Origin of the sequence: Bacillus sp. FSL M8-0277 (genome assembly GCF_037975305.1) — a bacterium.
GTDB classification, from domain to species: domain Bacteria; phylum Bacillota; class Bacilli; order Bacillales; family Bacillaceae; genus Bacillus; species Bacillus pumilus.
This window is the reverse complement of the sequence record NZ_CP150255.1, coordinates 2,908,439-2,934,316: the sequence shown is the minus strand read 5'-3', so window position 1 is coordinate 2,934,316 and position 25,878 is coordinate 2,908,439. Positions and strand designations below refer to the sequence as shown.

General features: G+C 43.3%; 27 protein-coding genes. 21 read left to right on the top strand and 6 right to left on the bottom strand.

The genetic code is table 11. The features are described 5' to 3' along the window. Positions 1-15: 15 nt before the first annotated feature. From MKZ05_RS14905 to MKZ05_RS14885, 5 genes are all read left to right on the top strand, one after another. Entirely contained in the window at positions 16-1,032 is a 1,017-nt protein-coding gene (locus MKZ05_RS14905; RefSeq protein ID WP_003213394.1) for an iron ABC transporter permease, read from the top strand. After that, positions 1,025-2,062, top strand: coding sequence for an iron ABC transporter permease (locus MKZ05_RS14900; RefSeq protein WP_310425780.1), 1,038 nt, complete (start codon positions 1,025-1,027; stop codon positions 2,060-2,062). Before MKZ05_RS14905 ends, MKZ05_RS14900 begins: the two co-directional genes overlap by 8 nt. Before the next feature lie 21 nt (positions 2,063-2,083). Then, complete coding sequence (locus MKZ05_RS14895) at positions 2,084-2,803, top strand: IucA/IucC family C-terminal-domain containing protein (protein WP_339160452.1); 720 nt, start codon at positions 2,084-2,086, stop codon at positions 2,801-2,803. A gap of 110 nt (positions 2,804-2,913) precedes the next feature. After that, positions 2,914-4,064 (top strand): IS3 family transposase gene (locus MKZ05_RS14890; RefSeq protein WP_339160451.1). Its coding sequence is split into 2 segments (ribosomal slippage): positions 2,914-3,187 and positions 3,187-4,064, totalling 1,152 coding nucleotides; the frame shifts between segments, so codons are not numbered across the junction. A gap of 139 nt (positions 4,065-4,203) precedes the next feature. Beyond that, positions 4,204-4,662 (top strand): hypothetical protein, encoded by a 459-nt coding sequence (locus MKZ05_RS14885; protein WP_003212829.1) that lies wholly within the window; start codon positions 4,204-4,206, stop codon positions 4,660-4,662. Between the two features lie 81 nt (positions 4,663-4,743). Here the strand turns inward: MKZ05_RS14885 and MKZ05_RS14880 are convergent, their stop codons facing one another. After that, positions 4,744-5,622 (bottom strand): endonuclease, encoded by an 879-nt coding sequence (locus MKZ05_RS14880; RefSeq protein ID WP_339160450.1) that lies wholly within the window; start codon positions 5,620-5,622, stop codon positions 4,744-4,746. Positions 5,623-5,791: 169 nt separating this feature from the next. On the opposite strand from MKZ05_RS14880, the gene MKZ05_RS14875 reads away from it, so the two are divergent. Together MKZ05_RS14875 and MKZ05_RS14870 are read left to right on the top strand one after the other, a co-directional pair. Next, positions 5,792-7,027 carry an alanine--glyoxylate aminotransferase family protein gene (locus MKZ05_RS14875; protein ID WP_339162427.1) on the top strand — a complete coding sequence of 412 codons (1,236 nt, stop codon included), beginning with the start codon at positions 5,792-5,794 and terminating at the stop codon, positions 7,025-7,027. A gap of 159 nt (positions 7,028-7,186) precedes the next feature. Beyond that, positions 7,187-8,377, top strand: coding sequence for a tetracycline resistance MFS efflux pump (locus MKZ05_RS14870; protein ID WP_003213581.1), 1,191 nt, complete (start codon positions 7,187-7,189; stop codon positions 8,375-8,377). 54 nt (positions 8,378-8,431) lie between these two features. On the opposite strand, the gene MKZ05_RS14865 is transcribed toward MKZ05_RS14870, so the two are convergent. Both MKZ05_RS14865 and MKZ05_RS14860 read right to left on the bottom strand, forming a co-directional pair. Further along, positions 8,432-9,589 carry an oxalate decarboxylase family bicupin gene (locus tag MKZ05_RS14865; RefSeq protein ID WP_251191391.1) on the bottom strand — a complete coding sequence of 386 codons (1,158 nt, stop codon included), beginning with the start codon at positions 9,587-9,589 and terminating at the stop codon, positions 8,432-8,434. 64 nt (positions 9,590-9,653) lie between these two features. Beyond that, positions 9,654-10,814: a helix-turn-helix domain-containing protein gene (locus MKZ05_RS14860; protein ID WP_339160449.1), complete on the bottom strand. Its 1,161-nt coding sequence runs from the start codon at positions 10,812-10,814 to the stop codon at positions 9,654-9,656. A 320-nt stretch (positions 10,815-11,134) separates the two neighbouring features. On the opposite strand from MKZ05_RS14860, the gene MKZ05_RS14855 reads away from it, so the two are divergent. The 5 genes from MKZ05_RS14855 to MKZ05_RS14835 all read left to right on the top strand — a co-directional run bounded on the left by MKZ05_RS14855 (position 11,135) and on the right by MKZ05_RS14835 (position 14,993). Further along, positions 11,135-11,986 (top strand): DUF72 domain-containing protein, encoded by an 852-nt coding sequence (locus MKZ05_RS14855; protein WP_003212748.1) that lies wholly within the window; start codon positions 11,135-11,137, stop codon positions 11,984-11,986. 63 nt (positions 11,987-12,049) lie between these two features. After that, positions 12,050-13,423 (top strand): bifunctional UDP-sugar hydrolase/5'-nucleotidase, encoded by a 1,374-nt coding sequence (locus MKZ05_RS14850; RefSeq protein WP_212045509.1) that lies wholly within the window; start codon positions 12,050-12,052, stop codon positions 13,421-13,423. Positions 13,424-13,490: 67 nt separating this feature from the next. Further along, positions 13,491-13,796 (top strand): YunC family protein, encoded by a 306-nt coding sequence (locus MKZ05_RS14845; RefSeq protein ID WP_050944071.1) that lies wholly within the window; start codon positions 13,491-13,493, stop codon positions 13,794-13,796. 69 nt (positions 13,797-13,865) lie between these two features. Next, entirely contained in the window at positions 13,866-14,636 is a 771-nt protein-coding gene (gene yunB / locus MKZ05_RS14840) for a sporulation protein YunB (RefSeq protein WP_080772989.1), read from the top strand. A gap of 126 nt (positions 14,637-14,762) precedes the next feature. Continuing rightward, complete coding sequence (locus tag MKZ05_RS14835) at positions 14,763-14,993, top strand: hypothetical protein (RefSeq protein WP_339160448.1); 231 nt, start codon at positions 14,763-14,765, stop codon at positions 14,991-14,993. A gap of 56 nt (positions 14,994-15,049) precedes the next feature. Here MKZ05_RS14835 and MKZ05_RS14830 read toward each other — a convergent pair whose 3' ends face one another. Next, positions 15,050-15,994: a M23 family metallopeptidase gene (locus MKZ05_RS14830; RefSeq protein WP_249118194.1), complete on the bottom strand. Its 945-nt coding sequence runs from the start codon at positions 15,992-15,994 to the stop codon at positions 15,050-15,052. Positions 15,995-16,321: 327 nt separating this feature from the next. Here MKZ05_RS14830 and lipA point away from each other — a divergent pair, with 327 nt between their 5' ends. Then, positions 16,322-17,218, top strand: coding sequence for a lipoyl synthase (lipA, locus tag MKZ05_RS14825; protein ID WP_034317455.1), 897 nt, complete (start codon positions 16,322-16,324; stop codon positions 17,216-17,218). Between the two features lie 38 nt (positions 17,219-17,256). Here the strand turns inward: lipA and MKZ05_RS14820 are convergent, their stop codons facing one another. After that, positions 17,257-17,892 carry a YhcN/YlaJ family sporulation lipoprotein gene (locus tag MKZ05_RS14820; RefSeq protein ID WP_050944070.1) on the bottom strand — a complete coding sequence of 212 codons (636 nt, stop codon included), beginning with the start codon at positions 17,890-17,892 and terminating at the stop codon, positions 17,257-17,259. A 120-nt stretch (positions 17,893-18,012) separates the two neighbouring features. On the opposite strand from MKZ05_RS14820, the gene MKZ05_RS14815 reads away from it, so the two are divergent. The 3 genes from MKZ05_RS14815 to MKZ05_RS14805 are packed head-to-tail and all read left to right on the top strand — an operon-like array spanning position 18,013 to position 19,534. Beyond that, a complete protein-coding gene (locus MKZ05_RS14815) occupies positions 18,013-18,288 on the top strand; it encodes a YutD family protein (protein ID WP_003213192.1) in 276 nt (91 codons plus the stop codon). A gap of 19 nt (positions 18,289-18,307) precedes the next feature. Then, positions 18,308-18,742 carry a DUF86 domain-containing protein gene (locus MKZ05_RS14810; RefSeq protein WP_212045767.1) on the top strand — a complete coding sequence of 145 codons (435 nt, stop codon included), beginning with the start codon at positions 18,308-18,310 and terminating at the stop codon, positions 18,740-18,742. An 18-nt stretch (positions 18,743-18,760) separates the two neighbouring features. Next, entirely contained in the window at positions 18,761-19,534 is a 774-nt protein-coding gene (locus MKZ05_RS14805; protein ID WP_212045766.1) for a TIGR01457 family HAD-type hydrolase, read from the top strand. 42 nt (positions 19,535-19,576) lie between these two features. On the opposite strand, the gene MKZ05_RS14800 is transcribed toward MKZ05_RS14805, so the two are convergent. After that, the gene (locus tag MKZ05_RS14800) at positions 19,577-20,077 is read right to left on the bottom strand and encodes a phosphatidylglycerophosphatase A (RefSeq protein WP_003213652.1); all 501 of its coding nucleotides are present in this window, start codon (positions 20,075-20,077) and stop codon (positions 19,577-19,579) included. A gap of 132 nt (positions 20,078-20,209) precedes the next feature. On the opposite strand from MKZ05_RS14800, the gene yutH reads away from it, so the two are divergent. The 5 genes from yutH (at position 20,210) to thrB (ending at position 25,789) form a co-directional block, all read left to right on the top strand. After that, positions 20,210-21,220 carry a spore coat putative kinase YutH gene (yutH, locus tag MKZ05_RS14795; RefSeq protein WP_034620180.1) on the top strand — a complete coding sequence of 337 codons (1,011 nt, stop codon included), beginning with the start codon at positions 20,210-20,212 and terminating at the stop codon, positions 21,218-21,220. 85 nt (positions 21,221-21,305) lie between these two features. Further along, entirely contained in the window at positions 21,306-22,289 is a 984-nt protein-coding gene (locus tag MKZ05_RS14790; RefSeq protein ID WP_212045506.1) for a D-glycerate dehydrogenase, read from the top strand. Positions 22,290-22,497: 208 nt separating this feature from the next. Then, positions 22,498-23,799 (top strand): homoserine dehydrogenase, encoded by a 1,302-nt coding sequence (locus MKZ05_RS14785; protein WP_003213524.1) that lies wholly within the window; start codon positions 22,498-22,500, stop codon positions 23,797-23,799. Then, on the top strand, positions 23,799-24,860 hold the full coding sequence (gene thrC, locus MKZ05_RS14780; RefSeq protein WP_044140848.1) for a threonine synthase: 1,062 nt from the start codon (positions 23,799-23,801) through the stop codon (positions 24,858-24,860). Before MKZ05_RS14785 ends, thrC begins: the two co-directional genes overlap by 1 nt. Continuing rightward, positions 24,857-25,789: a homoserine kinase gene (thrB, locus tag MKZ05_RS14775; RefSeq protein WP_034620114.1), complete on the top strand. Its 933-nt coding sequence runs from the start codon at positions 24,857-24,859 to the stop codon at positions 25,787-25,789. The genes thrC and thrB overlap by 4 nt, the downstream gene beginning before the upstream one ends. Positions 25,790-25,878 lie beyond the last annotated feature (89 nt).

Here is a 25,878-nt window from a genome sequence, read left to right as displayed (position 1 = left end):
GAAAGCGGGAATCAGATGAGAAGTTTATTAAAAAAGGATTCGAGCAAGGCGCTGCTGTTTGCTGGATTCGTCGTATTGATGGTGGTCTTTTTTATACTCAGCATTTCTCTTGGGCAAACCTCGATTTCCCTCAAAGCCACCATCCATGCGTTTCTTCATTTTGATGAATCGGATCCAAACAGTGTCATTGTCATGACATCCAGATTATCAAGAGCTTTAATTGCAACAGTTGTTGGATCAAGTCTAGCGATTTCAGGTGCACTGATGCAGGCATTAACGAGAAATCCGCTTGCAGCGCCAGATTTGTTAGGAATTAATGCAGGTGGACTATTTTTTATCGTCATTTCAATTGTTTTCTTTTCAACAGAGTCATTAACAGGCTATATGTGGACAGCCTTTCTAGGTGCGGCAATTGCAGGGATGCTCGTTTTTCTCTTGGGCTCTATTGGAAGAGATGGATTGACACCGGTCAAAATTGTCCTTGCAGGTGCGGCGATATCTGCACTGTTTGCGTCCTTTACACAAGGTCTTTTAATCGTGAATGAACAGTCGATTCAAAGCATCCTGTTTTGGATGGCGGGTTCAGTGTCTGGAAGAAGCATTGATATGCTGCTGCCTGTTTTGCCTTATATTTTAGGTGCGACAGTTGTGGCGCTGCTTCTTGGACGCTCCATCAATGTCCTTTTGTCAGGAGATGATATTGCGAAGGGACTTGGTCAACGTACGCTGGCGCTGAAAATCACGATGGGAGTTCTCGTCGTCTTTTTAGCGGGTGGTTCCGTCGCTGTCGCAGGATCGATTGGATTTGTTGGTTTTCTAGTGCCGCATATTGTGAAAAAGCTTGTCGGACCTGACCACCGCTGGGTACTGCCGTATTGTGCCGTAGTGGGGGCGTCGCTTTTACTTGTCGCAGACCTTGCGGCTCGTTTTCTGATCATGCCGCAGGAAGTACCGATTGGTGTCATGACGGCGGTAGCAGGAGCGCCTCTATTTGTTTATCTCGTGCGCAAGGGGTTGAAGACAGGTGGCTAAAACATATACAGTGCGTTCAAAGGGCGGGCGCATTTCATTTCAATTTTCAAAGCGGACGTTTTTGATTTTACTTTTATTGACGGCCATTGCTTTTGGGTTGTTTATTCTCAGTCTCTGTATGGGCAGCCGATTGATTTCGCCTGTGGATGTGCTTCTTCATATAATCGGTCAGGGAGAGGGAAATACCTTTGTGCTCAATACACTGAGGATTCCAAGAACATTGCTGGCTGTCTTAGTGGGAGCCGCACTTGCGGTATCAGGGCTTATTTTGCAAGGGTTAATTCGCAATCCGCTTGCATCGCCTGACATCATCGGGATTACGAGTGGTGCTTCGTTCGGTGCGATTATGTTTATTGTTTTTTGGATGGGCACTGTGCCTATTGCGTATCAATCGTTATGGGCGATTGCAGGTGCGTTTGCTGTCTCGTGTCTGATTTATTTGCTTTCATGGAAAAAAGGGGTCAAGCCGATCACACTTGTCCTAATGGGCATTGGGATTTCTGCCATTATGAAGGCGTGTGTGACGTTTACTCTTGTTCTTAGTGATACGATGACAACGACAAAATCATATATCTGGCTGACAGGCAGTTTATATGGTTCTACGATGAAGGACGTCACGTCGATGCTTCCTTGGATCATGATCATTTTACCGATTGTCATGGTGTTAGCAAGAACGATGAATGTGAAGGAGCTTGGAGATGATCTTGCAACAGGTCTCGGGGTAAAAGTGCAGGCAAAACGGTTATTCTTTCTACTGATGAGTGTGACATTGGCGGGGATTGCCGTTGCCTTTGCTGGCGGTATTGAATTTGTTGGACTGATGGCGCCGCATGTTGCACGGATGATCATCGGCCGTTCCTTCATTGCGCTGGTCCCGGCATCTGCGCTTGTTGGAAGTATTCTCGTGATGCTCGCAGATTTAGTCGCTAGAACGGCTTTTCTACCGTTAGATGTACCAGCAGGTGTATTCACAGCTGCAATTGGGGCACCGTTCTTTATTTATTTGTTATACCAGCAGAGAAATCGATAAACGAAAGATGGAGGTTTTGATATGAGGCCAGAGTGGGTTGAGAGAGAATTACTTGATTTCGGGGTACACATCACAAATGGACCAATGACATCTGATCGCACACTTGCTGCGCTTTTTTCAGAAGCATCTGTCCTGCGTTTATTAGAGGCTGAAAAGGAAGCTATGCATGCACCGAATGTGGCGGTAGCAGCGTCGATGTTTTCAAAGCGTTATGCCTACTTAGCGGTCAGTTCCTCTTTGTACATGATGACGCTGTATGACGGTGTTTATCAGTTTCCACCAGAGGCATGTGTCTTTAGAGAGGATCGGAAAATCGAAATTGATGAGTCATTGTGTTCGTTTGTTCCATTAGAAGGAGATCGGAATGAATGGAGAGAGCAGGTTGTGCATTCGCTGTTTACGGAGTGTGTCACACCTCTTTTAGATGTACTGAAGCGTACGTCAAGACTTCCGTATACCATTTTGTGGGAGAATATAGCAGTTCGCATCAATTCTCTTTATCGCAGCATGATGCGAGAGGCTGAAGACCCTGCGGTGAAGCAGCGCGTGCGGGAGGATTATCTGTATCTGAAGCAAGCAGCTGGTGATGTATTTGGAGCAAAACAAAATCCATTTCATCACAGCTTAAACTTAGATGACAGTTTACTAGAAACATCCAACCGAAAGACTTGCTGTATGTATTATAAGCTCGAGAAAAAATCTGAGAGTCTCGATTATTGTCTTGTCTGTCCGCTAAAATAAAAAAACACCTTATACGGGACTGACCCCGTAAGATGAGACAAATAAAAAACACCTTCAAGTTTGAAAATGGATCGTTGTGATCCGAAATAAAACATGGAGGTGTTTTTTCTATGGGGACAAGAGTGAGTTATCCGGTTGAAGTCAAACAGAAGGCTGTAGAAATGAGATTGGCAGGCGTACCTATGAAAGAGATCATGCAGAAATTGAATATCAAGAATAAGACGCAGGTTCAGACATGGGTGAGGTGGCATAAGGCTGGGGATACACACCGGTTCGAACAGCCTGTTGGAAAACAATATACCTATGGAAAGGGTCCCGAGTACTCTTCCGAATTAGAGAGACTGCAGGCAGAAAATCGCTATTTGAGTCAACAGAATGAAGTGTTAAAAAAGTACAACGAATTGGAAAGGAAGTTGATAAGGAAACGTCAATCAAACTGGTAGAAGAATTTCACAAAACGATGACGGTACAGGACATCTGTGTCCATTTAGGCATCTTACGTACTTCGTATTATAGATGGAAAAAGGATCTGACTCAGAATCATTCTAAAAGACAACTAGAGAAACAGGTCGGCACGTTGTGCCGAAAGCACAAATATCGATATGGTTATCGAAAAATCACAGCCATACTAAAAATGAGAATGCGTATTAACCATAAAACTGTTCAACGTATCATGCAGAAAAACCAGTGGCAATGCCGGGTTAAAATGAAAAAGCGTAAGAAGAATGGGCAGCCCTATGCCGTGGCCGGTAACATACTGGATCGGAACTTTCAGTCTGATCGCCCTCTTGAAAAACTAGTAACGGACATCACGTATTTGCCTTATGGACAGAAACAATTGTACCTTTCCAGTATATTGGATTTATATAATGGAGAAGTGATTGCTTTTACGATTGGTGATAAGCAGGACACAGACTTTATCTTAAACACACTTAATCAGCTCCCAGCACTGCCTGAGAATTGCGTGTTACATAGCGATCAAGGTTCTGTATATACATCTTACGAGTATCAGAAAGCTGTTCATATAAAAGGCATTACCATGAGCATGTCCCGTAAAGGGACGCCCGCTGATAATGCCTCCATCGAATCGTTTCATTCCTCACTAAAGTCTGAAACGTTCTATCTTAACAGGATTGACCGCACTACGACCAGCATCGTAGAACGCACTGTCAAAGAATACATTTATTATTATAACAACATTCGTATTCAAACGAAACTAAACAACCAATCACCGATAAACTATCGGCAATTGGCTGTATAAAGGTGTTTTGATCCCTGTCTCAAAAACGGGGGTCAGTCCCTACTGAAGGTGTTTTTTTATTGGTTTAAATAGTTAGGTGTAAAATTAAATAAAGTTTTTTTGTTATTTCATCATCTCATATTTTATGGAAGGAACTCATATGAAAAAAATTATAATATGTATCATTTTTATGATGACAATCATCGTGGGCTTGTTTTTTATTCAACCACTTAAAAACCAAATTTCTTTTCTTACAGTAAAAAATACAAATCTGACTGAATTAAAGGTAGGACATTTGAAGTTGGGATTGAAAAAGGAAAAAAGCAGTGAAAATGAATGGATGAAAACTTCAAATTCAAATTATTTTAAAGTGAATAGAAGAAAAGAAATAGTGGCAATTTCTTTAGAAAATAATCAAAGTAATATAAACAACACAATAAATATTCATTCAACTAAGAAAGATATATATGATTATTTTGGTGAAAATACATACGGTAGAGACGATGACCAAGGATATAACATAATAGGTTATAAGGATTCGGAGCATGATATCAAAATAGAATTTTTCTACTTAGATAAAAATTTAGAGAGAATAATCATTAGTGAATTTAAGGAATAACGGAATATCCAGAATGTGTATGAGCGGTGAAGTCATTTTATTTTAAAAGGCACTGCTTGTTCGTAGCAGTGCCTTTCTTTTTTATTCCCAAATCGCACTTGCCCATTCTGGGTGATCGATAAAGGGATTGCGGTTGTTCTGATACGTTTCATAAATAATCTCGTTGCGGTTTCGTTCGATTTGATCGACAGGATCTTGTTTGTGCCACTTGAGAAGTACGGACATTTTGCCGTGAAGAGGGGCGCTACCATTATTCACTTTGTCGTTTAATTCTAAATCTGGGAAGCGGTCATCCCCTTCGTATCGCACTGCCATATAAAAGAGCATTCTTGCCACATCCCCTTTCACCCGGCTGTGAGGTTCGAATGAGTCGCTATCGTAAAAATTGCCCGGTGCTCCCTTGTATTCATTTCCGCCCAGATCAAAATCTAAATTTCCACGAGTACTATTCGTTTGTACGTCTGTTGCTCGCAGATGATGGAGATCTGTACCTGGGCCCTGGCTTGTCCCAAAATTGCCGTGTGACTTAGCCCAGACATGCTCCCGGTTCCACTGGCCAACATTTCCGCCATTCGATTGCTTTGAGCGAGAGACACCGCTATAGAGCAAGAGCACGTTGTTTGGATTTTTTGGATCTTCATCTGTTTTCTTTAAGGCATCCCAAACTTGGCTGTAGGATAGCTGCTTATGATCATCAATAATATCGTGTAAAGCTTTCTTTAAAGCGGGTCCTGATTTGCCATTAGCAGATTGATAATAGGAATCGATTTGACTTGTAACGATGGTTTTCGCTTGCTGTGCAGATGTTTCGTTTTGAAGCTGTAACGGGGAAAATGTGATGGTTTGGCTCGGTTCATTCAGAGTAAAGCTTTGAGCATTCGCAGTTTGCGGCAGCGGGGCGGCTAACGTACCGAATATCATGATTCCGGCAGCCACAGTTCCAAATAAGGTTCTCTTCATTCGATTTCCTCCTTGATAGGGAATGTATTCTCTTTATTTCTATCATAATGTCAGAAAGAAATAAATGGATTTCTCGTAAATTTTATGTAATGAGTTCATAGGAAAAGAGATTGCTATTTTATCAGCATTACTGTATAAGTGGGCATATAGGATGACAGCAAGGGAAAGGATGGATAACGTGAAAGAACTGCAAATACCTTCAAGAACGATTATGACACCAGGACCTGTTGAAGTAGATCCCAGGGTGCTCCGTGTAATGAGTACACCAATTCTCGGTCAATTTGATCCAGCATTTACACATATCATGAATGAGACGATGACCTTATTGCGGTCCCTTTTCCAAACAGAAAATGAATGGGCTTTTCCAATTGACGGCACGTCTCGTTCAGGGCTTGAAGCTGTGCTTGCCAGTGTCATTGAGCCGGGAGATTCGATGCTTGTGCCTGTCTTTGGCCGGTTCGGTCATCTTCTCATTGAAATAGGACAGCGCTATGGTGCTGAGGTACATACAATGGAATGTGAATGGGGAACCGTTTTTGACCCAAGTGATATCATTCAGAAAATGAAGCAGGTCAAGCCTAAAATCGTTGTGATGGTCCATGGTGAAACATCCACCGGGCGGTTGCAGCCACTTGAGCAAATTGGTGAAGCGTGCCGGGCACTGGATGCATTGTTCATTGTAGACGCTGTAGCAACCATTGGCGGGGTTCAGGTGAAAGTGGATGAATGGAAGATTGATGCGGCGATTGGCGGTACGCAGAAGTGCTTGTCTGTTCCATCAGGCATGTCACCTATCACGTATAATGATCGGGTTGCAGCTGTCGTTGAATCGAGAAAGAAAGTGGAAAAGGGAATTGCGACACAGGATGAATTGCAGGAGCAAATGGATATTTCTCCAATTAAAAGCAATTACTTTGATCTCAGCCAGCTTCAGGATTATTGGAGCCCTAGGCGATTAAATCATCATACAGAAGCGACAACGATGCTCTATGCACTTCGAGAAGGGGTTCGTGTTGTGCTGGAAGAAGGTCTGTCTGAGCGTTTCCAAAGGCACGCATATCACGAGAAGGCCTTGATGAAAGGACTTGAAGCGATGGGACTTGAATTGTTCGGTGATCCACATTGTAAAATGCCGGTTGTGACATGTATTGAGATTCCAAGTGGTATGGATGGAGAAGCGGTACGTGCCGATCTGCTTAAGCATTTTGGTATCGAAATTGCCAGCTCCTTTGGACCGCTAGCCGGACGTATATGGAGAATTGGCACAATGGGCTATAGCTGCCGAAAAGAAAATGTGCTGTTTGTGTTAGCAGGGCTGGAAGCAATTTTAATCAAGCATGGTGCATCCATCCATTGCGGCGCAGGGCTTCAGGCGGCTCTTTCTATCTATGAACAAGGTGAATAAAGTCATAAGGATACTCGCTATTTGCGGGTATTTTTTATTTGGAAAAGAAAACTAAATTTTGAAAAACTAGACTTATAGACAGTGATATCGCTATACTGAAGAAGTTCTGATCATTTTTGTCATCATTTTCATTTATTTTGCAGAAAGAGGTTTTTTGATATGAAGAAAATGGGCAGATTATATATTTTGATGCTCAATATTTTTATTGCCATGCTTGGCTTTGGCCTCATTGTCCCTGTCATGCCAAGTTACATTGAAGCCTTTGGCGCAACAGGAAAAACACTCGGTTTTCTTGTCGCTGCAACAGGTCTCACACAGTTTGCTTTATCGCCGGTCGCAGGCGCATTGACCGATCGATTTGGACGTAGAAAATTGATCATTGCGGGGATTGCCGGCTTTACGATTGCCCAGTTTATTTTTGCATTTGCTGATCAGCTTTGGATGCTGTTTGTGTCACGATTTTTAGGCGGTGCTGCCGGGGCTTTACTCATGCCAGCCATGTTTGCATACATCGCTGATATCACAAGTGAGAAGGATCGAGGGAAAGGAATGGGGCTATTTAGTGCTGCAATGACGTTAGGCTTTGTCATTGGACCAGGCGTAGGCGGCTATTTGGTCGAGTACGGAATCGCTTTTCCTTTTCTCATCGCAGGTTCCTTTGCAGCTCTTTCTACCCTATTGTCCATCCTGTTTTTACCTGAAACATTAACAAAGGAAAAGCAGGAAGAAGCGAGGTTAAACAAAGACATTCATTTCAACCCGTTTGTACAAATGCTGCAAGCTTTAAAGACATCCTACGGTTTTTTGTTTATATTGGCGTTTGTCCTCAATTTTGGCATCATTCATTTTGAATCGATTTTCGGCTTATATGTAGACCAAAAACATGGATTTACACCGAAGGATATTGCGTTTGTAATTACGGTTGCGGGTCTTGCAGGCGTGCTTGTCCAAGGTGCGTTGGTGAATGCCTCTGTGAAACGATTTGGTGAAATGCGCGTCGTGCGTTATGCACTTCTAGGAGCGGCTTTGATGCTCATCGTCTGCCGTGTTGCGCCGTCCTTTTGGCTAATCTTTGCAGGCTCTATTTTATTTTTATCGGCTACATCATTTGTTCGTCCAGCCCTCAATACATTGCTGTCCAAAATGGCAGGTAATCAGCAAGGAGTAGCGGGTGGCCTCAATACATCCTTTATGAGCCTTGCCAATATTGTCGGACCGAGCCTTGCGGGCATTTTATTTGATGTGAATATTGAGTTTCCTTTTATGCTCGGAACACTGGTGCTTTGCATAAGCTTCATTGCATCCATCGTGTGGGGGAAAAAAGTGCAGCATCCTTCGACAGTTTCTTAAAATTTGTTTATAAAAAACCGATCAGTACGGCTTGATCGGTTTTTTTGATGCGCATCATCTCTTATATTTCACGACAGGTGATTTTTCTTTATGAAGCGCTCGAATCATGGCATCATCTACATGCAAATGCTCTTTCACTAATTGAGGAGGGGTTAAGGCCATCCACTGATTTAACGAAATATCTGCAAAGCGATCACTTTTAAAAATTTCTAAAAACCAAAGGCTCGTTTGGCCGATATTTTGGATGTAATGTCCCATACCAAAAGGAACATATCCGACATCACCTGCTCTGTAATTAAAGGTGCGGGCAGTGCCCCCGGCTCCAAAGACCGTCATTTTGGCTGTACCGGTTAAATAATATTGCCACTCATCATTATTAGGGTGCCAGTGCATTTCTCTCATGCCGCCAGGCTTTACTTCAACAAGCGCAGCTGCAATGGTTTTTGAAACAGGGAAATTCCGTGAATCGACAATGCGGACAGTTCCCCCAGAGGTCGTCAGCGGTTTTTGGCGAAGCAGCTGGTACGTAAATGGCGGCTCGATGCTTCCGTATGGATCAGATACCGTTTGGCTTTCTATTGATGCTGGCGGAGAGCCTTGAAACATGTAGCGCTGCTTATTCGGAATATGGTCAAACAGCTTCTTAGGAACGCCAAAATTGTCGGAGAGAATGTTTTTCGGTGTATGGGCAAACCAGTCTGTGATGGTGAACGTATCAAATTCAGAAAAAGCGCCATCATCAAAGACTAAAAGAAATTCACACCCGTCCTCAAGTCCTTGAATGGAGTGCGGAATACCTGGGGGGAAATACCATAAATCTCCTTCTGCTACATCAGCGATCATATTTCGCCCTTCTGCATCTACAGAGGTGATGCGGGCTTTTCCTAAAATCATATACGCCCATTCAGCCTGCTTATGCCAATGGAGCTCTCGCACTCCGCCTCGAGTCAGCCGCATGTTGACACCCGCAATCGTTGTGGAAACAGGCAGCTCTCGCTTCGTAATTTCTCTCGACCAGCCGCCATGATTTAAATGCATATGTGTATCGGAATATGAAAATTTTAAATTAGGAATGATTCCGGCATCGGTTTTAGGTGGAACAAGCATATCTGGGTTCTCGATATCTCGAAGGACGTCCCGCGGGCCTAGATCGGTGGCACCAGCACCATCCTCTCGAATGGGCTGCGGGATGTGACGCAGCTCATCATCCATTTATCATCCCTCCTCTTGTATCATTTTTCTCCTCCAAACTATATGAAACTTCGGAAGAAAACATTCACTCAGGATGGGGTGAAAGAAGCATCTGAATACGTAATGCTAAGCGCAGCCTTAATGTGGTTTCAGGGTCTTTTAAGCTGATCCGCAGCAGCTCCTCACACTTCTCCAATCGATAAATGACCGTGTTGCGATGAATAGACAAACGTTTCGCTGTTTCTGAAACGTGGCAATGCGTTTCTAAATAGACAGATAAGGTGTGGAGGAGATTTTGACCGGCTTCATATAACGGGTGAAGGTGCATCTGGTGAAACGTGACTAAATCCTTTCTTGGAATAAGCTTTAATAAATCTGGCACATCCTTTGCCTGATAGAAGTGTATATATTCCGACTGCGCCGAGAGATGTCCGGCTTGAAGCGCTTCTAATGCTTCTCTGTACCCCTCAGACAGGTAATTGATGCGACAACTAGTCAAGCTCGCGCCAAAGGAAATGGTGTGATTCACTTGAATGCTAACGAGCATCTGCAGCTGTTTCAAAAAAGAAAGGAGTCTTTCACTCATCTCTGACCAACTGCCCGTCTCTTCCATTAATACAATGCCCATATCACCTTTGACAAATAAAAAGGAAGGGAAAGGAGAGCTTGGAAGTGCGCTGTCGAGCAGATCAACGACTTGTTCTAACATCAGTTGCTGCTTCAAAAAATGAGTGGTCTCATGACACTGATCAAGCTGACAGATCATACATAGATAGCTGCTATCTACATTTAATCCAAACGCCTTCGCAATGTTTGCAGCGTCTTGCTGAGAATACGATGAACCCTCTATCCATCTGCGAAATCCTTCATTTCTGGCACGCTTGGCCGTTTGCTGGGCAGAATATTGTCTCATTCGCGCAATCGAGATTTCGTGTACTGCTTGTTCAATGATGACTTGCAGTGTTTCATCCAGCGGAAGGATGAAGGAAGGAATGACCACATACTCACATGTTTGTTCGGTTAGATCAATCGGAAAGACAGAAAAGGTTTGCTTCGTATCTATTATTGAAAAATAATGGGGTGTCCGGCTTTTGAAAAAGGGGAGAATGCGAATCCAATCTGGGCTCGTGATGATGATGTGCGAGTTGCAGAGAAGGCGCCCATGCTGGTTACACAAATAGACAGGCTTGTGAATCCTTTCGGCGATTTTTTGCAATGCTTCAAACTGGTTATCGTCTAAGTTCATATCCACTAAGTCTCCTTTATTGAGAACTTTAGTTCTTGGTGAAGATGAATAAATAAATGGACAATCACTGTTCACTTCTCTGATATGCATTTTATGTTATCAGCTCAAATCATTTAAGATAGAAAGTTGTCAACTAATATCACAAACAAACAGAGTTCTTGATAAAATCACGCACCATCAGTCATCTTCATTCAGAATTACGGGCAAATATGATATGTTGTAGACAGAAGAATTTCTTTCAGAAAGATGGGTATGACAAGAGAAAAAGGCTTTCATGTGAGGAAGCCGTCTATACATGAGAGTGGCAAGAGGTGAGAAACATGATTTATATCGGATTAACTGGCTGGGGTGACCATGACAGTCTTTATCCGCCGAAAATCGGCAGCGCGCAAAAGCTGTTTCACTATTCGTCTACGTTTCCCATTGTGGAGCTGGATGCCAGCTTTTATGCAGTTCAGCCTGAACGTAATCATGAAAAGTGGATCAAAGATACGCCAGATACCTTTCAATTTGTCGTGAAAGCATATCAAGGAATGACCGGTCATCAGAGAGGCGAAATTCCGTTTGCTTCGAAGGAAGAGATGTTTGACGCATTTATTCTTTCATTGACTCCGCTTATTCGTGAAGGGAAACTAGCCATGGTTCTATTTCAATTTCCACCATGGTTTGATTGCAAAAAAGAGCACGTCCTTTATTTAAGATGGTGTAAAGAGAAGATGGGGGACATTCCGTGTGCCCTCGAATTCCGTAACCGCACATGGTTCTCAGATGAATTTTATGAGCAGACCTTGTCCTTTATGGAAAAAGAAGGCTGGATTCATTCTGTTTGTGATGAGCCGCAAGTTGGAGAAGGCTCCATTCCGCCAGTCATACAAGCTACGCACCGTGATAAAACATTGGTCCGTTTTCACGGAAGAAATAAACAGGGCTGGCTTCACCCAGCAGACCATGAGAATTGGCGTGAAGTGCGATACTTATATTTATATAATGAAGCTGAATTAAAAGAGTGGAAAAAGAATCTCGACATCCTGCATCAGCAATCAAAAGATGTGTATGTCGTGTTTAATAATAACTCCGGCGGAGATGCAGCGGCGAATGGTCAGCAGATGATTGATTTGCTGGATATTACGTATTCAAGCCTTTCTCCGAAGCAGTTAGATTTATTTAGTTAAATGAGAGCTGCGGCTTTCAACCTGAATGAGACGGTTCAGTGACAACTTGAGGGAGAGATCAACATGCTGCAGAAGCTATGGTTATATCATACAAACGATTTGCACAGCCACTTTGAGAACTGGCCAAAAATCGCAGCTTATATTGAAGAAAAGCGTCAAGTTCACGATCAGATGCTCTTGTTTGATATTGGCGACCATATGGACCGAGTGAACCTCGTGTCAGAAGCTGATTATGGAAAGGTAAACGTCAAGCTCCTCAATCAGCTTGGCTATGACGGGGTCACAATTGGAAATAATGAAGGCATTACGCTGCCTCATGATCAGCTGGATCAATTGTACGAGCATGCACAATTTCCAGTGGTCCTGTCTAATTTATTTGAGAAAGGCAAAAGGCCAGCGTGGGCAAAGCCCTATCATATGATCCAAATGGAAAACGGACTGAAAATATGTCTCTTAGGCGTGACCATTGCGTATACACCTGTCTATGAAAAGCTGGGCTGGGAAATAACAGATCCGTTTGACAGCATACGGGACATGCTGCAGGAAGTGAAGGGACAAGCGGATATCATTGTGCTCTTATCCCATCTTGGTATCATCCATGATCGGGAGGTCGCCCATGATTTTCCTGACATCGACATCATCCTAGGCTCACACACGCATCATTTGTTAGAACAGGGTGAAATGGACAATGGGGTACTGCTTGCATGCGCTGAAAAGTATGGGCATTATATTGGCTGTGTCGAGCTGACCATTGACACAGTGAGCAAAGAGCTGATCGAGAAAAAAGCGACAGTGCAGTCAGTGGATCAGCTGATCAGTGAATCAGATGAAGCCATTACTACCCTACAACAAGCAGAGAGAAGAGCGAAAGCCCTCATGCAGGAGAAAGTAACTGCGATTGAGTCAAGGCTAGAAACGAAGTGGTTTGATGAATCCCCGCTTCCGCAGCTCTTAACAGATGCCATTAAAGATTGGTGCGGGGCAGATATCGGCATGATGAATGCAGGCATGGTGCTTGATTCATTAGAGGCAGGAATCGTGACTAGAGAAGAAGTCCACCGAATCTGCCCGCACCCAATTAACCCAATTAGGGTGACGCTTTCCGGTCAACAGCTTATCGAAACCGTTCGGCGTGCCTGTGAAGAAAAAATGGAACAGCTACGCATCAAGGGCTTCGGCTTTAGAGGTGAGTTGATGGGGAAAATGCTGTATAGCGGCCTCACCTATACAGTAGAAGAAGGTGAAACCAAACGAGTAGAGGATGTTTTTGTGCATGATCAATTGATCAGAAAAGACGCCTTATATACGGTTGGCACAGTCGATATGTATACATTAGGCTCTCTATTTCCTCATATCCGTGACCATGAACACATTGAATATTTCATGCCGGAATTTTTACGTGATGTGCTTACTTGGCGCCTGAAGGAAGCCACATGAAATCCGCTTTAGCCTAACAACACTCGCCCTCTTGTCACATAGATTGTGATGAGAGGAGTGAAGGGATTTGGTGAATTTAACACCTATTAATATTGATGGACATTCCTTTACAGCCGTCACCGTCAAACTGCCGAAGACGAATTTTATGGCAGTGACAAATGAACATGGGTATATTATGTGCGGTGCACTGGATGTCGGGCTCTTAAATGAAAAGCTTGCAGATAGAGGTATTATCGCAGGGAGAGCAGTTGGTGTGAGAACGATAGAGCAATTGCTTGATGCCCCTTTAGAATCTGTGACATACGCTGCAGAAGCGTTAGGCATTACAGTTGGAACCATTGGAAGAGACGCCTTATTAAAAATGGTGAAATAAAATGAAGAGATGATTCCTATCCCCCCGCCTGTCTGCATACACTTGTAATGGAGAAGGGGGGATTTTTTATTGAGAATGAACCGCCGCTATCGCCCCTATAAAAAGGGCCCTTTGCCATTCCGATACGTCATGCTGCTTGCGATCTTATTCTTTGTACTCTCAACCGTCATAAGTCTATTTTTTATTAACCGCTCCATTAAACCAACCCTTATACACATTGCTGAACTAGAAACAGAGCGTATCGCCAATCATCTGATTCAATATTCCGTCCAAGACTTTGCAGAAGATCAGGAGAATATGAAGGATATGGTGGTTATGAATACAAGTGAGAACGGAAAAGTAACGACCATCGATTTTAATGCGCAAGCAACATCTAAAGCAATGGCTGACCTATCACGTCATCTTCAAAAAAATTTAGAGGACATTGAAAAGGGGAACTTTCAAAAAGAGGCAAAAGAAGCATTAAAGGATCAAACAGATGGACATGACGGCATTATATATAACATTCCGCTTGGGCAAGCGTCCGGAAATGCACTCATCGCCAACCTAGGACCAAAAGTGCCTGTACGGTTTAGTGTCATTGGCGATCCGCATACGGACGTTGAAAAAAACATTAAGCCTTATGGCATCAACAATGCCTTGATTGATATTAGTGTTCTAATCGAGGTCAAGGTGAGAGTCATCATCCCGTTTGCATCTGAAACAATCGTGGTCAAAAACTCAGTTCCCGTCTCCATCCAAGCCGTTCAAGGGGACGTACCAGATTATTACAATGGCAGCGGAACGAACTCAGGCGCTCCATCGATTGTTCTCCCAGAGAAAAAGGAGAAGAAAGAATAACAGCCCAAGGAATGATTGGGCTGTTTTTTGATGTGCAGTCATTGGAAATAAAAACCTCATTCACTACTTGATTCCATATAGATGAATGTGTCATGATCAATTTTAATTGTTATTAGGGGGAGCTTTATGAAGAAACTTTATGTAAGTGGTATTTGTTTTTTGATTTTTGCTATAGTATTTAGTGCTAAATATATCACAGCATCCATTTTACTGGTCAGAAATGAAAGCTTAAGTATCAATATTTTTAGAGGTATGTTTGACATGATTCCATTGGAAGTAACCGTTGTGTATTTCATTTTTATCATCATGGGAATTCTATTTTTAATTTTAGGTTTGAAGGAGAAAAATGAGCAGTAACTTGCTTAGACATGAAAAAGGAGAAGGGTGCGAAAACGCTAAACTTCTCCTTTTCTTTAATGTCGTTTTCGCTCAGCTCTTTCCCACGCCCTTAAATGAGGGTATGGATCAAAAGACCATTCAGTTCTGCCATTGTCTTTATACATGCCATAGTGAAGATGCGGCGGAAATTTTCCTGCTGTGCCTGGAGGGCCATAACCGGAGCTTCCGACAGATCCAATGACCTGTCCGGGTTCAACAATTTGACCTGTTTTGAGTCCTTTTGCAAAGCCATTTAAATGAGCGAAGTAATGATAATGGTTATGAATATCTCGAATCCCAATCCGCCAGCCGCCAAAGCGGTTCCAGCCTTTCATTTCAATCACGCCATACGATGTCGCACGAACGGGAAGTCCATAATGGGCAAATAAATCCGTACCCTCATGAATTCTTCTGCCTCCAAATCCTCTTGCATCTCCCCATGTACTCCGGTAGCTGTAGTCAGCTCCGACTGGAAGAGGGAAAGCGTGCTTTCCGAGGTCAAGATGACCATAGTGCTGATATAGCTTCATAAAAGATGAAATGATTCCAACGGTTTGATCTCGTCCATAATAGTCCCATAAAGCAATTTTTAATTGATCAATGCTGTTGCCGTAATGAAGCAAGTATTGAGCAAACGTGAATAATACATCCTCATCGTCATCGCTGTTCGCTTTTCCATCCCCGTTGCCATCAAGTCCAATTCCATCAAACACTTTAATGCTTAAAGGAGAGGTATCCTGCTTATTCGGGTTTTCAGGGCCGATCCACATTTCCCGGGGAATGTAGATGCCAATGACGCCTTTTTGTTTCGGTAAATCTCTTCTGCTTTTTCGAATATTGTGCTCATACTGATCAACCGCAGCAAGTACATACCATGGAACCTGTGTCGTGATGGCGACTTTTTCGTAAAGTGCCATTCGCTGCTTCAGTACATCTGGCTGCTTGCCTTCCCCCTGCGTATGAACAGGTAAAGGAAGCATTGAAAGAGCGATCATGATGGCTAAAACCACTTTCACAAACGTCCATCTCCTTTCATCAAGCATCGTCTTCTACCGTTTAGTGTGGTTAGATCACCCTATTTCATAAGAAGAAAATGTTAGTAATTTTCTTGTGATTTTTTTAGGAGGCTTTTGGGTATTTTTGCAGCTCATTCCCTTGTTGTTCAATCTGTACTATGTTAAAGTGTCTAAAGAAAAGGCTTTAGGCCGAAGATTCAATTTTTTGCAGCTTCTTAGCTGCATCCATCGTATATAGCAGGAAGATTTTTGTAGATGCACCTTTAACGAATTCATATGGAGATGATGGAATTGGCAAAGAAGGAAGAGCACGTAAGAAAACCGGACTGGCTTAAAATTAAGCTGAATACGAATGAAAACTATACCGGTTTGAAAAAAATGATGCGGGAAAACAACCTGAATACCGTTTGTGAGGAAGCAAAATGTCCGAATATTCATGAATGCTGGGCAGTGAGAAGAACCGCTACATTTATGATCCTTGGATCTGTTTGTACGCGCGCATGCCGTTTCTGTGCGGTGAAAACTGGACTTCCAACTGAGCTAGACCTGCAAGAGCCAGAACGCGTGGCAGATTCAGTGGCTTTGATGAACTTAAAGCATGCTGTCATAACAGCGGTTGCAAGGGATGACCAAAAGGATGGCGGAGCAGGTGTGTTTGCTGAAACCGTTCGTGCCATTAGAAGAAAAAGCCCATTTACGACAATTGAAGTTCTCCCTTCAGATATGGGCGGCAATTACGATAATTTGAAGACGTTAATGGACACACGTCCTGACATTTTAAATCACAATATTGAAACAGTTCGCAGATTAACGCCAAGGGTTCGTGCGCGTGCTACATATGATCGTTCATTAGAATTCTTGCGCCGTGCAAAAGAAATGCAGCCCGACATTCCAACGAAATCAAGCATTATGATTGGACTCGGTGAAACGAAGGAAGAAATCATTGAAGTCATGGATGATCTTCTTGCTAACAACGTCGATATTATGGCGATTGGTCAGTATTTACAGCCTTCGAAAAAACATCTAAAAGTTCAAAAATACTATCATCCGGATGAGTTTGCAGAGCTGAAAGAAATTGCCATGTCAAAAGGCTTCAGCCATTGTGAAGCTGGACCGCTTGTGCGCTCTTCCTACCATGCAGATGAACAAGTAAATGAAGCGTCTAAAAAGCGTCAGGCGCAAGCATAACAAGAAAACGCCAGAGCTCTCTGGCGTTTTTTCTCGTATTAATTTTGGCCGTAAGGGGCGTTTCTTCTCATGGTACGGTCGGAATTCGTCATACCATTTGCATCTTCTTTCGTAGAAATATCTCCACCTTGAGGAGAATATTTCATTTGTTGAATTGTTTTGGTTAAGATTTGATCAAAATCACGTGAATTGGTTTGAAGACGTGAAAAATTGGCAATGGATTGAAAGTGCTCTGGATTATCAGAGACGTATACATGATAATAACGAGGGAGAACAGAAACCGCCGTTTTCTTTACTTGATCGGCAGATTCATCCCGGTTTTTGTTGCCTGTTCGATACACAATCAGTGCATCCTCATCTGTCACAAGTGTGGCTGCATCTTTGATGTTTGGGAGCTGCACAGTTAAACTTGTGATGACGTGGGCAAGATGCTCGCGATTTAAAGCAGGTGTTCTTTCTTTCTGATCCGTTACTTGCTGGTGCTGATAACGAACATACCCTGCTCTGTTTGTGTCTGCTTCTGGCATGTTGGAATTATTTCCTTCATGACGATCCGACAGACGGATGGTTTTACTTGAAGAATCTTCATCCACTTGCCGGTTCATACCTGATTGAAAGCCGCACCCGCCTAAAAGCATGCTGAGAAGAATCGCGGCTGTCAGTTGTTTCTTCATAAAAGTGACCTCCTTTTTTCTTTAGCTTCGGCTAAATCTGAAAAAACATGCTTTAGCAATTGATGGAGTTCTTCCAATGAATTATCATTAAAGATGGATCGTTTAAAAAGAGGTGAGAAGATGATCGTCATTCAGAATGCTACTTTTGATCTTGTAAGAGATATTAAAGACGGTTTTGATGAAGAAGCGTTTAAAGCAAGGTACTCAGATATTTTAAATAAGTATGATTATATTGTGGGGGACTGGGGCTACAATCAGCTGAGATTGAAGGGGTTCTTTGATGACCAAAACCAAAAGGCCACATTTGATACAAAAATCAGCACACTCGATGAATACATTTATGAATACTGTAATTTTGGCTGTGCCTATTTTGTCTTAAAACGAATCAGAAAATAACGCAAAGGGGAGCGTCATGATGTATTTCGTAGACAGAAAAAAAATTGAAGAGACATTACGTTTTTTCGAGGAGCAATATGAGTTGATGCGTAGTCATCAAACATGGACAAGTCCACTAGAGAAAAAAGCGCTGGAACGAATTGTCCATTTGCTCGTCGAATGTATTCTTGATACGGGAAATGACATGATTGATGGCTTTATTATGCGTGATCCAGGAAGCTATGATGACATCATGGATATTCTTGTTGATGAAAAGGTTGTACCAGAAGAGGAAGGCAGTCAGCTGAAAAAGCTTGTCTCGTGCCGCAAAACACTTGTACAGCAATACCAAGAAGTGGCTCATCACGACTTGCTGCAGGTGATCAGCGAGGTTGAGCATGCGCTACAGGTTTTCCCAAACCGCATCCGTACCTACTTAGAGCAGGAGCTAGGCCCAGTATCAGCGTTTAAATAATCCATTGGAGTTGTGAACATCATGAAATACAAAGGCTATTTAATTGATTTAGATGGAACCATGTATAAAGGAACAGAAAAGATCGAAGAAGCAGGTCAATTTGTTCAAAAGTTAAATGAGCTAAACATGCCCTACTTGTTTGTCACGAATAACTCGTCACGCACGCCAAAGCAGGTAGCAGAAAAACTTGTTTCATTCGATATCCCAGCAACAGAAGAACAAGTCTTTACAACAAGTATGGCAACAGCCAATTATATTGCCGAACAAAAGAAAGACGCGTCTGTTTACGTCATCGGTGAAGAAGGAATCAAGCAGGCCATTGAAGAAAAAGGGCTGACGTTTGGTCAGGAAAACGCTGATTTCGTTGTTGTTGGAATTGATCGCAGCATTACATATGAAAAATTCGCAGTCGGTGCGATTGCCATCCGTCAAGGCGCACAATTTGTCTCAACAAATGGAGACATTGCTATTCCAACCGAAAGAGGGCTTTTGCCAGGCAACGGCTCGTTAACATCTGTATTGACCGTGACTACTACAGTCCAGCCAACATTTATCGGGAAGCCAGAATCGATCATCATGGAACAAGCCATGCGAGTGCTCGGGACGGATGTGTCTGAGACGCTCATGGTAGGCGATAACTATGATACGGATATTATGGCAGGGATGAATGCAGGAATGGACACATTGCTCGTTCATACAGGCGTGACAACAAAAGAGCTGCTTCACAAATATGACAAACAGCCAACCTATGTCATTGATTCATTATCTGAGTGGATTGAACGATTATCATAAAAAAAAGAGGACAAGCGTTATGCGCGCGTCCTCTTTTTTGCTTTATTCCACATTTCTCGCACTATGTGCCAGCCTGCTTGATGCTGCAGCAGCAATGGCGCCGACAATGTCATCTAAAAAGGTGTGGCACTCCCCTGTGGATTTATCGTTGAGTATCCCGAGAATTCCTGGTTTTTCTTTATCGATATATCCGTAATTCGTAAAGCCGATCGAACCATAAATATTGACGATAGCAAACGATAAAATTTCATCAACACCATACAGGCTTTCGTCTGTTTCTAGAATAGACTGAAGCGGCTCGGTCAGTTTTTTTTGCTCGGCGAGTACGTCTAGTTCGACGCCAGTTAATATCGCATTTTGGACTTCTCGTTTTGCGATGACACGCTCCACATTGTGGATGCATTCTGTCATGTCTAAGCCAGGATGATATTTTTCCTGTAAAAAGTAGACAAGGTCTGCTATATCTTGAATGGATACGCCTCGTTCTTGTAAACGGCGTCTTGCTGTTTTTTCTACTTCGTTCATCTCATGATGATGCGGCATATATTCCTCACCCAATCCTCGTAATTTGTCCACAACGTGTAAAAAGCTTCGGATAGTAAATAGTATTCATAAATCCCTCAACCTGCGACTACGATATGATAAGAGATCGATCATATGAACGCAGGTGAAAACATGAAAGAAACCATTTATCACACATTTGGTATTGATGTGCGTCAACTTATGCCATATGGCAGTTATCAGAGCTTTCAAACGTCGGAGGCTCTCTTTATCATTGTTCCTGTGTCTCACTTGCGAGAAGAAGAACTCACAGAGCTGTTTCATATCAGTCAGTATTTACTGAATGCCGGAGACCCATACGTCGCTGTGTTTGAATTAACAAATGAAGAGAAGCCCACCTTTACTCATGGAAAGGAGCTGTATGCTTTATTAAAGGCAGCACCGCCGATCTCGAGCCGCTCGTTTCAACAGGCGTCAGAGCTGGCGGCCTTTCATGTCAGGGGAAGAGGATTTCCATATGAGGTGTCTGAAACAAAACGTGTGGGAGCGTGGAAGGAATTATGGGCAAAACGGCTAGATCAGCTTGAAGGCTTTTGGATGCAGCAAATGCACCAAAAACCACTGGAACGGTTTGAAAAAAAATTCATCGAATCCTTTCCGTATTATCTTGGATTAACGGAAAACGCCATTCAATATTTAGTGGATACTGAGCTGGATGATGAACCGAAAGAATGTGACTCAGGCACTGTCTGCCACCAGCGTTTTTCGCGAAGGACATGGCCGCATGAGCAGCCGCTTCGTTTACCTGTAGATTGGGTCTTTGATCATCCAACCCGGGATATTGCCGAATACTTAAGAGAAACCTTTGTCCAGCATAAGGAAGATTTAATTGAGGAGGGCTTCTCTTTTCTACAGCAATATGAGCAGGTGACACCACTTTCTTCCTTTTCTAAGCGTTTGTTATACAGCCGCCTGTTGTTCCCGCTTCATTACTTTGAAATTGTAGAAGGCTACTACATGTCGGGAGAAAATGAAAAATCATATTATGAAGAACGGCTAGATTACGTCTTAAATGATGCCAATCGCTATGAATACTTTCTCAAGGTCTTTCAAGAAATGAGTGCCATGCGAAGCGGCGGGAGCCTCATTCCACCTGTTGGCTGGATCACAGGTCCACTGATTTGAAGTTTCAGTGAACAGATGAAACGTCTCTTTTCTCTTGAGGCGTTTTTCGTTATGCTTAAAGAAATCAATCAAAGGAGTGTTCTTCTTGACGAAACCTTATGTCTATATCACAAGAAAGCTGGATGAAGCATCACTTACACCACTAAAAGAAGTCGCTCATATCGAGATGTGGCCAAGCGAAGATGAGCCATGTCCACGAGAAGAATTAGAAAAACAAGCAGCGAAAGCGGATGCGCTTCTCACCATGCTGTCAGATCAAGTAGATGAAGCCCTTTTATCAAAGGCTCCACATGTTAAGGTGATCGCAAACCTTGCTGTGGGTTATGACAATATTGATCTTGAAGCCGCTAATAAGCGCAACATCACCATTTGTCATACGCCTGATGTATTAACGGAATCCACGGCTGATTTAGCTTTTGCCCTTCTGATGGCGTCAGCTAGACGGATTGTCGAGGCGAGTGATTGGATTAAGGAAGGAAATTGGACAGGCTGGGGACCGCTTCTTCTTTCAGGAGCTGATGTTCATCACAAAAACCTTGGAATTGTCGGCATGGGCAGTATCGGAACAGCGCTTGCCAAGCGGGCAGCAGGCTTTGACATGAAGGTGCTGTACTATAACCGGTCAAGAAAGCCAGAGGCAGAAGCGCAGCTCGGCGTGACCTATGCGGCTTTTGAGGACTTGCTCACGCAGTCTGATTTCATCGTCTGCCTGACGCCGTTAACCCCAGAAACGAAAGACATGTTTAATGAAAAGGCATTTGATCTGATGAAGAACTCTGCTTATTTTATTAACGTATCAAGAGGACAGACTGTGGATGAGGATGCTTTATATGAGGCAGTCACGACAGGAAAAATTGCCGGCGCTGGTCTGGATGTATTTAGACAGGAGCCTGTCAGCCCATCTCATCCGTTAACAACATTACGTAACGTCACGGTTCTCCCTCATATTGGAAGTGCAAGTGTCGAAACGAGAAAAACGATGATGCGTTTATGTGCTGAGAATATTGCGCTTGTCCTACAAGGTCAGCAAGCCAAAACGCCGGTTCGTTCATCATTTCAGGCTCCCTGAGTTTCGGGAGCTTTTCTGACAAAAATATTTTGAAAATATAGAATCTTGATATAAATAGCTGTTAAGCGGTTTCATTCTAACAATCTCATATTTTATTACCTTGTCAAAATGAGGATACCCCTTTATAATGTGTGTACATTGAATGTCTGTGTTAGGTTAACAAATGTCTTTTTAGAGAGGACATTGACGGAGAAAGGTGGAATTTCAGGTGAAGGCAATTCGAGTTGGACTATTAGGATTAGGAACAGTGGGAAGCGGTGTCGTCAAGATTATCCAAGATCATCAGGATAAATTAATGCACCAGATCGGCTGTCCGGTATTAATACAAAAAGTGCTTGTGAGCAATCCCGATAAAAAGAGAGATGTGGATGTGGCAAGAGAAGTCTTCACAACTGAAGTATACGATGTGATTAGAGATCCAGAGGTCGACGTCATTATTGAAGTGATGGGCGGCATTGAAGAGACAAAACAATATTTAATAGATGCGTTAAATGAAAAGAAGCATGTCATTACCGCCAATAAAGATTTAATGGCACTTTACGGAACAGAGCTTTTACATGTGGCGAAAGAAAATGGCTGTGATCTTTATTATGAAGCAAGTGTCGCCGGAGGAATTCCGATTCTGCGTACGCTGGAGGAAGGATTGGCATCTGACCGAATTACGAAAATGATGGGAATTGTGAACGGCACAACCAATTTTATATTAACGAAAATGAACGTCGATAAAAGCGCATATGAGGATGTCTTAAAAGAAGCGCAGGATCTTGGCTTTGCAGAAGCAGACCCGACAGCTGATGTAGAAGGACTGGATGCAGCAAGGAAAATGGCGATTCTTGCAAGACTCGGTTTTTCCATGAATGTGGAATTAGACGATGTGAAGGTCAGAGGCATCTCTGACGTTTCTGATGAAGACATTAATTTCAGTAAACGATTTGGCTACACAATGAAGCTGATCGGAATTGCCCAGCGGGACGGAGAGAAAGTGGAAGTCAGTGTCCAGCCAACCTTACTCCCTGATCACCATCCGTTATCATCAGTCAACAATGAATTCAATGCGGTGTATGTCTATGGGAGTGCTGTAGGGGAAACGATGTTTTACGGACCTGGAGCTGGAAGTCTGCCAACGGCAACCGCTGTTGTATCAGACTTAGTCGCAGTCATGAAAAACATGCGTCTTGGCGTGAACGGAAGCGGATTTATCGCACCGGAGTTTGAGAAAAAGATCAAATCACCGTCGGAAGTATTTGCTCAGCAATTTTTAAGAATTCATGTTAGAGATCAAGTCGGGGCATTTTCCCGCATTACATCTATTTTTTCTGAAAGAGGCATCAGCTTTGAAAAGATCCTTCAGCTTCCTGTGAAAGGGCATGATGAGCTGGCTGAAATTGTGATTATTACACACCGGACCTCAGAAGAAGATTTCTCAAATATCCTGCAAAAATTAAACGATCTCGACGTGGTGGTTCAAGTGAAGAGCACGTACCGAGTAGAAGGGAACGGTTTAAGCTGATGAAGTGGAATGGACTTATTGAAGAATTCCAAGAATTCTTACCAGTAAACGAATCAACACCAAAACTAACATTAAATGAAGGGAATACACCGCTGATCCACCTTGCCAAGCTTTCGGAAAAGCTAGGGATTGAGCTTCATGTGAAAACAGAAGGCGTCAATCCAACAGGCTCTTTCAAGGACCGCGGGATGGTCATGGCTGTTGCAAAGGCAAAAGAAGAAGGCAATGATACGGTCATGTGTGCTTCGACAGGGAATACTTCTGCAGCGGCAGCGGCTTATGCTGCTCGTGCTGATATGAAATGTATCGTCATCATTCCAGACGGAAAAATTGCCTTTGGCAAGCTTGCACAGGCTGTGATGTACGGAGCAGAGATCATTGCAATTGACGGTAACTTTGATGATGCACTGAAAATCGTCCGCAGCATCTGTGAAAAATCGCCGATTGCCCTTGTTAACTCTGTCAATCCGTACCGAATTGAAGGACAAAAAACGGCGGCATTTGAAATCTGTGAGCAGCTAGGCTCGGCCCCGGACGTACTGGCGATTCCTGTTGGAAATGCGGGGAATATTACCGCCTACTGGAAAGGCTTCAAGGAATACCATGAGAAAAAAGGAACTGGACTGCCTGTTATGCGCGGCTTTGAAGCAGAAGGCGCAGCAGCGATCGTGCGAAATGAAGTGATTGAACAGCCAGAAACAGTGGCAACTGCCATCCGTATCGGAAATCCTGCAAGCTGGAAACAAGCTGTGGCAGCGGCAGATGAATCAAACGGAAAGATTGATGAAGTGACAGACGAAGAAATTCTCCATGCATATCAATTGATTGCTCGTGAAGAAGGTGTGTTTGCAGAGCCAGGCTCATGTGCGTCTATCGCAGGTGTGCTAAAGCAGGTGAAATCCGGAGAAATCAAGCCAGGCAGTAAAGTTGTTGCGGTATTAACAGGCAACGGATTGAAAGATCCGAATACGGCCATTGATATTTCACAAATTAAGCCGGTCACACTTGATGCAGATGAAGATCAAATTCTTGAACACTTAGAAAAGGCCGCGCGCGTATGAGTAAAGCCTCCATGCTTTTTTCAATCACAGTACCGGGAAGCACTGCCAATTTAGGACCAGGCTTTGATTCAGTTGGAATGGCGCTCAGCCGCTATTTAAAGCTATCGGTCTATGACCATGATAGCTGGCTGTTTGAAGCAGAATCAGATGTCGTGTCTGGAATTCCATCAGGCACCGACAACCTCATTTATCAAACAGCCAAAAAGGTCGCAGATCACTTTGGAAAAACACTCCCGCCTGTTTATGTCAAAGTGTGGAGTGATATTCCATTGGCACGGGGGCTGGGCAGCAGTGCTGCTGCAATTGTGGCAGCCATTGAGCTAGCCAATCAGCTTCTCGAATTAAATATGCCGGATGATCAAAAGCTCTTTTTTGCAAGTGAGGTAGAAGGTCATCCAGATAATGCGGGTGCTTCTTTATTCGGAGGTTTACTGATTGGTCTTCATGAAGAAGACAAGACACATGCTGTCAAAGTGAAGCATGTGGATATAGATGTTGTTGTCGTGATTCCTTTTTATGAAGTACTGACAAAGGATGCCCGTGATGTCCTGCCAGAGGATTTTTCCTATAAACATGCTGTCAGTGCGAGTGCTGTGAGCAACGTGCTTGTTGCCGCCTTAATGACGCAAAACTGGCCGCTTGTTGGAGAAATGATGAATAAGGATTTATTTCATCAGCCTTACCGCACAATGCTCGTCCCAGAGCTGTCGAAGGTAGAGCATGTCGCTTCGCTAAAAGGAGCGTATGGAACGGCATTAAGCGGTGCTGGTCCGACAATCTTAACCTTAGTTGAAAAAGGGAAGGGAGAAGCGCTGAAAAAGCAGCTTGCCCAAAACTTCCCGCATTGCGAAGTAGATTTGCTGACAGTACCAGTAGAAGGTGTTGTCGTGGAGCATGATCCAGTCAATCAAGTAAAGAACGTGCTGTAAAAATGCACGTTCCAGCGTGTAGGCAAACCCTCGCATTCGGTGTCAGTCCTGCGTGCTGGTGCTCACGAATATTAATTCGCTCCGCTCCA